The sequence below is a fragment of the Aromatoleum sp. genome (genome assembly GCF_035254505.1).
Taxonomy (GTDB): Bacteria; Pseudomonadota; Gammaproteobacteria; order Burkholderiales; family Rhodocyclaceae; genus Aromatoleum.
In genome coordinates this window covers 83,337-91,769 of the sequence record NZ_DATFAO010000043.1, presented here as the reverse complement: position 1 = coordinate 91,769, position 8,433 = coordinate 83,337, and the positions used below count along the sequence as shown (strand labels likewise).

General features: G+C 64.9%; 7 protein-coding genes. 4 read left to right on the top strand and 3 right to left on the bottom strand.

Features of this window, described 5'->3' with window-relative positions:
* Both nifK and VJ673_RS06890 read left to right on the top strand, forming a co-directional pair.
* The coding region (gene nifK / locus VJ673_RS06895; protein ID WP_324125313.1) for a nitrogenase molybdenum-iron protein subunit beta at window positions 1–1,088 on the top strand (1,088 nt) is incomplete at its 5' end.
* Window positions 1,089–1,231: 143 nt separating this feature from the next.
* Window positions 1,232–2,992: an O-linked N-acetylglucosamine transferase, SPINDLY family protein gene (locus VJ673_RS06890; RefSeq protein WP_324125312.1), complete on the top strand. Its 1,761-nt coding sequence runs from the start codon at window positions 1,232–1,234 to the stop codon at window positions 2,990–2,992.
* Between the two features lie 88 nt (window positions 2,993–3,080).
* On the opposite strand, the gene VJ673_RS06885 is transcribed toward VJ673_RS06890, so the two are convergent.
* The 3 genes from VJ673_RS06885 to VJ673_RS06875 form a co-directional block, all read right to left on the bottom strand.
* Window positions 3,081–4,088, bottom strand: a complete 1,008-nt coding sequence (locus tag VJ673_RS06885; protein WP_324125311.1) for an inorganic phosphate transporter — start codon at window positions 4,086–4,088, stop codon at window positions 3,081–3,083.
* 24 nt (window positions 4,089–4,112) lie between these two features.
* Entirely contained in the window at window positions 4,113–4,751 is a 639-nt protein-coding gene (locus VJ673_RS06880) for a DUF47 domain-containing protein (RefSeq protein WP_324125310.1), read from the bottom strand.
* Between the two features lie 97 nt (window positions 4,752–4,848).
* A complete protein-coding gene (locus tag VJ673_RS06875) occupies window positions 4,849–5,358 on the bottom strand; it encodes a TlpA family protein disulfide reductase (protein WP_324125309.1) in 510 nt (169 codons plus the stop codon).
* A 283-nt stretch (window positions 5,359–5,641) separates the two neighbouring features.
* Here VJ673_RS06875 and nifE point away from each other — a divergent pair, with 283 nt between their 5' ends.
* Together nifE and nifN are read left to right on the top strand one after the other, a co-directional pair.
* A complete protein-coding gene (gene nifE / locus VJ673_RS06870) occupies window positions 5,642–7,060 on the top strand; it encodes a nitrogenase iron-molybdenum cofactor biosynthesis protein NifE (RefSeq protein WP_324125308.1) in 1,419 nt (472 codons plus the stop codon).
* Window positions 7,053–8,420 (top strand): nitrogenase iron-molybdenum cofactor biosynthesis protein NifN, encoded by a 1,368-nt coding sequence (gene nifN, locus VJ673_RS06865; protein ID WP_324125307.1) that lies wholly within the window; start codon window positions 7,053–7,055, stop codon window positions 8,418–8,420. The genes nifE and nifN overlap by 8 nt, the downstream gene beginning before the upstream one ends.
* Window positions 8,421–8,433 lie beyond the last annotated feature (13 nt).

Sequence of the window (8,433 nt, the reverse complement as noted above, 5' to 3'; positions counted from 1 at the left end):
CCACCACCTGCATGGCGGAAGTCATCGGTGACGACTTGAACGCGTTCATCAACAACACCAAGAAGGAAGGGCACATCCCGCAGGATTACCCGGTCCCCTTCGCGCACACGCCGTCCTTCGTCGGTTCGCACACGACCGGCTGGGACAACATGCTCGAAGGCATCGTCCGCTCCTTCACGCTGAACGCGATGGAAGGCAAGAAGGTCGGTTCGAACGGCAAGATCAACATCGTGCCGGGTTTCGAAACCTACCTCGGCAACTACCGCGTCATCAAGCGCATGCTCGGTGAAATGGATGTCGACTACACCTACCTCTCCGATCCGAGCGAAGTGTTCGATACCCCGGCCGACGGCGAATTCCGCATGTACGCCGGCGGCACGACAATCGAGCAGATGGATGCGGCGCTCCACGCCAAGGGCACAATCTTCATGCAGGGCATCTCGGCCGCAAAGTCCGCCGACTACGCCGGGAAGGCCGGCCAGAAGACGGTGTCGCTGAACTGCCCGATCGGCGTGACCGGCACCGACGCCTTCCTGATGGCGGTATCGGAACTCACCGGCCAGGCCATCCCGGCCTCGCTCGAACTCGAACGCGGCCGGCTGGTCGATGCCATCGCCGACTCGCAGGCTTACCTGCACGGCAAGAAGTTCGCGCCCTTCGGCGACCCCGACATGACGCTCGGACTCACCGCCTTCCTGCTCGAACTCGGCGCCGAGCCGGTGCATGTCGTCTGCACCAACGCGACCAAGGACTGGAACGAGAAGATCAACGCGCTGCTCGCCGCCAGCCCCTTCGGCCAGGGCTGCAAGGCGTGGGGCGGCAAGGACCTGTGGCACATGCGCTCGCTGCTCGCCACCGAGCCGGTCGACTTCCTGATCGGCAGCTCGCACGGCAAGTACCTCGAGCGCGACATCGGCACGCCGCTGATCCGCATCGGCTTCCCGATCTTCGACCGTCACCATCATCACCGCTTCCCGATCTGGGGCTACCAGGGCGGCCTGAACGTCCTCGTGAAGATCCTCGACAAGATGTTCGACACCCTGGACGCGAAGACCACCGACTCGGCCAGCTTCGACCTCGTGCGCTGAGGAAACCGTCCCGCTGTTCGGCCCGCCCGCAAGGCGGGCCGTTTTCTTTCCGCCCCTGTCCGACCACCGGGCCCCACGGCTTGCGGCTAAAATGCGTCGTTCATGAAGAAACAGTGCCGCCCAGGCCTTTCCGCCCGCCAAGCATGTCCAAGAAATCCGACAAACTGATGCAACAGGCCGAACAGGCCCAGAAGAGCGGAAACCGCGAACAGGCGCGTCTATGCTACGAAAAGGTCCTCGCAAAGGAGCCGCGTCACCTCGACGCGCGGTATTTGCTTGGTTCCTTGCTCGCCGAGCAGGGGCGTCTCGTCGAGGCGCGCGCGCACCTTGAGGAAGCAGCCCGCCTCGCGCCGACCTCCCCCTACATCCAGAACAACCTCGGCAACCTGTACCTGCTGAGCGCCCAGAACGAACTGGCCGAGCGCGCCTACATGCGGGCGCTGCAACTTCAGCCGCGAATGACCGAAGCGCTGGTGAACCTGCGTAGCCTGCTGTCCAAACGCGGCGCCCTCACCGAAAGCATTGCCACCGCCGAGCGCGCGCTCGCTGCCGCTCCCGACATGCTCGAGGCGCACGTGATGCTCGCCAACGCATGCCGCGACAGCGGGCGCATCGAGCAAGCCATCGAACACTATCGCCGGGCCCTCGAGATTCAGGCCGGCCACGCTCCGGCAGCGACGAGCCTGCTGATGTGCATGAATTACCATCCGACCGCCACGGTCGATGAAGTCCGCATCGAACATCTCGCCTGGGGCGCGCGTCTGCCCGAACCGCTACCGCGGCCGGCGCGCGAACATGGCAAACGCCTGCGCATCGGCTACGTCTCGCCCGACCTCGTGCGCCATCCCGTCGGCTACCTGATGGAAGCCTTGCTCGCGTCGCATGACCGCGAACATTTCGACGTGCACGTCTATTCCGACGCCCTCGCGGAGGACGACGTCACGGCACGACTGCGCGGACATTGCGAGCACTGGCACAATGTGGCCGCCCTCGACGACGACGCTCTCACGGCCGTCCTTCGCAGCGATGCGCTCGACATCGCCGTGGATCTCGCCGGACATACGGCACAACACCGCCTTGCCGTGTTCGCGCGGCGCGTGGCCCCGGTTCAGGCGAGCTACCTCGGCTACTGCACCACGACCGGCGTGCCGGCGATGGACTACGCGATCAGCGATGCCGACCTCGATCCGACCGAGGCCGACGCCGCCTACTACACGGAACGGGTGTGGCGCTTGCCGCGTCCGAGCTTCGCCTTCAATCCTGACGCCGATTTCCCCGAGGTCGGCCCGCTCCCGGCGCTTGAGGCCGGCCACCTCATCTTCGGGTCGTTCAACAACCTGTCGAAGATCAGCGGCCCCGTGCTCGACCTGTGGGCGGAGGTTCTGCGTGCGATTCCCGACGCAGGCCTGCTGATGCAGGCGCGCGCGCTCGGCGACGAAGGGGTACGTGAACGCATTCAGGGCCAGTTCGAGGACCGGGGCGTCCCGCCCGAACGCCTCGTGCTGACGGGTTTTTCGTCCCTCTCCGCCCACCTGAAGCTTTTCAACCACATCGACGTTTGCCTCGATACCTTCCCGTGGAACGGTCACATGACGACACTGGATAGTCTGTGGATGGGCGTCCCCGTATTGACGCTCGCCGGGGACCGTCGCGCCGCACGAATGGGAGCGGCCGTCCTGCACGCTGTCGGACTGGACGATTTCGTGACCCGCACGCCCTCCGATTTCGTCGAACGCGCCGTCGCGCTCGACAAGGACCGTGCATACCTGGGCACTATCCGGGCCGACCTTCGGCGCCGCCTGACGGCCTCCGCGCTCGCAGACGGCGCGGGGCTCGCGCGCGAGATGGAAGCCGCATTCAGGCAAATGCACGCGGCCGCCGTGTCCGCGGCGAGCAGCTCATGAAATGAAAAGTCTCCTTGGGGGCCTGGCCACCCAAGGAGACTTGATTGCGATACCGCCAGAGGGAAGGGGGCGACGCCTCAGCGAGGCATCAGAGAATCACCCGACCGACGTACCAGCCGGCGGCCGCGAACAGCGCGCTGCACGGAATGGTCAGGATCCACGCCCAGACGATGTTGCTGGCGACGCCCCAGCGCACTGCCGAAACCCGACGAGCCGAACCGACGCCGACGATCGCGCCGGTAATGGTATGCGTCGTCGACACCGGAATACCCAGCGCCGTCGCGAGGAACAGCGTCATCGCGCCGCCCGTTTCCGCGCAGAAGCCGCCCACCGGCTTCAGCTTGGTGATGTGCTGGCCCATCGTCTTGACGATCCGCCAGCCGCCGAAGAGTGTGCCCATGCCGATCGCGAAGTAGCAGGCGACGATCACCCATATCGGAACCGGATCCGTGCTCCGTGTCATGCCGGCTGCGATCAACAGCATCCAGATGATGCCGATCGTCTTCTGCGCGTCGTTGCCGCCGTGGCCGAGGCTATACAGTGACGCCGACAGCAGCTGCAGGCGACGGAACCACTTGTCGACCTTGCGCTGCGAAGTGCGAAAGCAGATCCAACTGACGGCAACCATCATGATCGAGCCGAGGATGAAGCCCAGCAGCGGCGACACGATGATGAACGCGATGGTCTTGATCAGGCCTTCGCTGATCAGCGACCCGAACCCCGCCTTCGCGACCGCGGCCCCGACGAGGCCGCCGATCAGCGCGTGCGAGGAACTCGACGGGATGCCGTAGTACCAGGTGATGATGTTCCACGCGATCGCGCCGAGCAGCGCGCCGAACACCACGTAGTGGTCGACGACCGACGGGTCGATCGTGCCCTTGCCGATGGTCGCGGCGACCTTCAGCTGGAAGATCGAAATCGCCACCACGTTGAAGAACGCCGCCCAGGCGACGGCCTGATGCGGCTTGAGAACGCCCGTCGACACGACGGTGGCGATCGAGTTCGCCGCGTCGTGGAAGCCGTTCATGAAATCGAACACCAGCGCCAGCGCCACGAGGCACACCACCGTGGCGAGGCTGATCTCCATGCCTGTCATGTTGTTTTCCGGAAGGGGTACAGGTCAGGAGTTTTCGAGTACGACGGCTTCGAGGATCTTGGCGACGTCCTCGCAACGGTCGGTGATCGATTCGAGCAGCTCGTAGATACCCTTGAACTTGAGCACCTGGCGAACGTCCTGCTCCTCGCGGAAGAGGCGCGACAGCGCCGAGCGCAGGATGCGGTCGGCGTCCGATTCGAGCTCGTCGATTTCGCGGCAGGTCTTCAGGATCGTCTGGCCGTTATCCATGTTCGACAGCAGCGCGACCGCGGAGCGCACCCGCTCGGCACACACGAGCGACAGCTCGGCGAGCTTGCGGGCTTCGGGCGTCACGTCGACGATGTCGTACAGCGACATCGTCTCGGCCACGTCCTGGATCGTGTCGAGCACGTCGTCCATGTGCGAGATCAGCTGGTGGATCTCGTCGCGGTCGAGCGGGGTGATGAAGGTCGCGTGCATCAGCGCCATCACCTCGTGATTGATGCTGTCGGCGCGGGTCTCGGACTCGTCGATGTCGGCCGTCGATTTGGCGACCTGCGCATCGTTGTGGCCGACTGCCTGCATCAGCACAACCAGCGCTTTCGCGCCGGTCACGATCTCGTCCGCGTGCGCGTTGAACAGCTTGAAGAACTGCCCTTCCTTGGGCATAAAGCGGGAGAACATGATGTAGGCGTCCGGCCAATGAATTAGCCGGCGATTCTACCAGCCAATAGATTTCAGTTTTGTTACACCCGAAACCGTACTGTCACATTCCCGTCACTTACATCTTGATCCCGAAGGCCTTGCTGATCGCCTGCATGGTCTCGGGGCTGTCCCACTCCTTGCTGCCGAACACCTTGTGCAGCACCCGCCCTTGCGGGTCCACGAGCACCGTCAGCGGGATGCGGTCCGCACCCAGCATGTTCTCCATCGTCAGCTTCTGGTCGATGAAGTGCGGGAAGCTCGTCTTCACCTTCGCCAGGAAGGCTTGCGCACGCTCCGGGTAGTCGTCGATCGACACGCCGATCACATTGAACTGCTTGCCCGAGCGCTTTGCGAGCCGCTCCAGCGAACCCATCTCCTGCGCGCAGGGCCCGCAATAGCTCGCCCACATGTTGATGATCAGCGGCTTGCCGCGGAAGGTCGACAGCAGCTGCGACTCGCCCGTCAGCCCCTGCATCGGCACATCACGCAGCATCGCCCCCTCCGGCACTTCGCCGGGCGTCGCGAGCGCCTGCGTCGACGTGATCGCCGCGAGGCTCAAGAGCAGGGAGAGCAGCACTTTCTTCATGATTCGTTCCGTCCGGGCGCCGCCGGCGACGATGCCGCCGGCAAAAAAGAGGAAGCATAACAAGAACGAGGACAGCCGGCAGTGTTCGTCCGGCTCGCGAGCGGTCGGCACCATGTCACTTGTCGCACAAAGGGCGTGTCGGGTCTTCGACACAAGGCAAAGGCGCAGTCTGACATTGACCGCAACCCATTGATTTTTCGCCTTGTTGAAGGCTGGCACCGTTCCTGCAACGGTCTGACCATCCCCCGACATTTGTACGAGCGGGCGCAGAGAGGAAGCCACGATGAGCGCACTGAAACAGAGAATCGACAGCCTGCTGGTCGAACCGGGTTGCGCTACGAACCACGCGAAAAGCGACAAAGCGCGCAAGGAAGGCTGCAAGAAGCCGCTCACGCCGGGCGCCGCCGCGGGCGGCTGTGCCTTCGACGGCGCAAAGATCGCGCTGCAACCGGTCGTCGACGTCGCCCACCTCGTGCACGGCCCGATCGCGTGCGAAGGCAACTCCTGGGACTCGCGCCACGTCTATTCATCCGGCCCGCAGACCTACCGCACCGGCTTCACGACGGACATGGCCGAATTCGACGTCATCTACGGCGGCGAGAAGCGCCTCTACCGGGCGATCAAGGAGATCATCGAGAAGGTCGATCCGCCTGCGATCTTCGTCTACCAGACCTGCCTGCCGGCGATGATCGGCGACGACGTCGAAGGGGTGTGCAAGGCCGCAAGTGAAAGATTCGGCAAGCCGGTGATCCCCGTCAACGCCCCCGGCTTCGCCGGCAGCAAGAACCTCGGCAACAAGCTCGGCGGCGAGGCCCTGCTCGACCACGTCGTGGGCACGATCGAACCGGACTACACGACCGACTGCGACATCAACCTGATCGGCGAATACAACGTCGTCGGCGAATTCTGGCAGGTGAAGCCGCTCTTCGACGAACTGGGCATCCGCGTGCTCGCGACCTTCTGCGGCGATGCGCGCTACAGGGACATCGCGAGCTCGCACCGCGCGAAGGCCGCGATCATGCTGTGCTCGCAGGCGCTCATCAACATCGCGCGCAAGATGCACGAGCGCTACGACATCCCCTATTTCGAAGGCAGCTTCTACGGCATCGCCGACATGTCGGACTGCCTGCGCAAGATCTCGAAGCTCCTCGTCGAGCGCGGCGCGCCGGCCGACCTTCCCGCGCGCACGGAGGCGCTGATCGCGCGCGAAGAAGCCCGGGCCTGGGCGAAGCTCGAACGCTACAAGACGCGCCTCAAAGGCAAGCGCGTGCTGCTTTTCACCGGCGGAGTGAAGTCGTGGAGCGTCGTGTCCGCGCTGCAGGAAGTCGGCATGGAGATCGTCGGCACCTCGATGCGCAAATCCACGCAGAACGATCGCGCCAAGGTCACCGAGATCATGGGGACCGACGCCCACATGTTCGACGAGCTGCCGCCGCGCGAGATGTACCGGATGCTGAAGGAATCGAAGGCCGACGTGATGCTCTCCGGCGGCCGCTCGCAGTTCGTCGCGCTGAAGGCGAAGACGCCGTGGGTCGAGATCAACCAGGAACGCCACCACGCGCTCGCCGGTTACGAGGGCATCGTCAATCTCGTCGCCGAGATCGACAAGGCGCTCTACAACCCGATCTGGGCGCAGGTCCGCGAGCCCGCGCCGTGGGACATCGAGGAAATCGAACTGAGAGGGAGCGCGCATCATGGCTGAAGTCATCGCCGGCAAGAAAGCCTGCACCGTCAACCCGCTGAAGATGAGCGCCCCGATCGGCGCGGCGCTCGCCTTCCTCGGCATGGAACGCGCACTGCCGCTACTGCACGGCTCGCAAGGCTGCACCGCGTTCGGCCTGGTGCTCTTCGTGCGCCATTTCCGCGAGACGATTCCGCTGCAGACCACCGCGATGAGCGAAGTGACGACGATCCTCGGCGGCCTCGAGAACGTCGAGCAGGCGCTGCTGAACATCAAGAAGCGCGCGGACCCGGCGCTGATCGGCGTGTGCTCGACCGGCATCACCGAGGCCAAGGGCGACGATGTCGCGGGCTTCCTGAAACTGATTCGCGACAAGCATCCCGAGCTCGAAGGCACGGAGGTCGTATTCGCGCCGACACCGGATTTCGTCGGCGGCTTTTCCGACGGCTGGGCCAGGGCCGTCACGGCGATGATCGACGCGCTGGTGCCGCGAACGAAGGTCCGCACCCCGTGGCAGGTGAACATCCTCGCGGGTTGCCATCTCACGCCCGGCGACGTCGAGGAGATCCGCGAGACCGTCGAAGCCTTCGGCCTGCGCCCGATCATCCTGCCCGACCTTTCCGGCTCGCTCGACGGCCACATCCCCGAAACCTTCCTGCCGCACACCCTCGGCGGCACACGGCTCGAAGACGTCCGCGAAATGGGATCGTCGGCCCTGACGATCGCGATCGGCGAACAGATGCGCCCGGCCGCCGAACTCTTGGAGAAGAAGACCGGCGTCCCGTTGCGCGTCTTCGACCGACTCACGGGGCTTGCCGCTTGCGACGCCTTCATCGCGCTGCTCGCAGACCTTTCCGAATGCGAAGTCCCGGCGAAATACCGCCGCCAGCGCAGCCAGCTGCAGGACGCGATGCTCGACGGCCACTTCTACTTCGGCGAGCAGAAGGTCGCGATCGCGGCCGAGCCCGATCTGCTCTTCACGCTGTCGCACTTCTTCGCCGACATGGGCGCGACCGTGACCTGCGCCGTCGCACCGCAGGAAGCACCGGTCCTCGCGCGCGTCGCCTCGGAGACGGTGCGCATCGGCGACCTCGGCGACTTCGAGCAGCACGCCGGCGGCTGCGACCTGCTGGTCACCCACTCGCACGGCCGCCAGGCCGCGGCTCGGCTCGGCATCCCCTTCTGGCGCGCCGGCCTCCCGACCTTCGACCGGCTCGGGGTCGCGCATAAGGTGAGCGTCGGCTACCGCGGCACGCGCGATCTCGTCTTCGAGGTGGGCAATGTCTTCATGGAGCAACTGCACGCGCATGAACAACACATCACCCCCTCCGCCCTCCACTCCGCGCCGCCCGTGGATGCGCCGGCTGGCGCTGGTCACTGATTCCTCCCTGGGA

What these genes read in the sequence shown, in the direction of transcription:
- VJ673_RS06890 (WP_324125312.1), top strand. Translation starts at nt 1,232, where the DNA reads ATGTCCAAGAAATCCGACAAACTGATGCAACAGGCCGAACAGGCCCAG.
- VJ673_RS06885 (WP_324125311.1), bottom strand. Translation starts at nt 4,088, where the DNA reads ATGACAGGCATGGAGATCAGCCTCGCCACGGTGGTGTGCCTCGTGGCG.
- VJ673_RS06880 (WP_324125310.1), bottom strand. Translation starts at nt 4,751, where the DNA reads ATGTTCTCCCGCTTTATGCCCAAGGAAGGGCAGTTCTTCAAGCTGTTC.
- VJ673_RS06875 (WP_324125309.1), bottom strand. Translation starts at nt 5,358, where the DNA reads ATGAAGAAAGTGCTGCTCTCCCTGCTCTTGAGCCTCGCGGCGATCACG.
- nifE (WP_324125308.1), top strand. Translation starts at nt 5,642, where the DNA reads ATGAGCGCACTGAAACAGAGAATCGACAGCCTGCTGGTCGAACCGGGT.
- nifN (WP_324125307.1), top strand. Translation starts at nt 7,053, where the DNA reads ATGGCTGAAGTCATCGCCGGCAAGAAAGCCTGCACCGTCAACCCGCTG.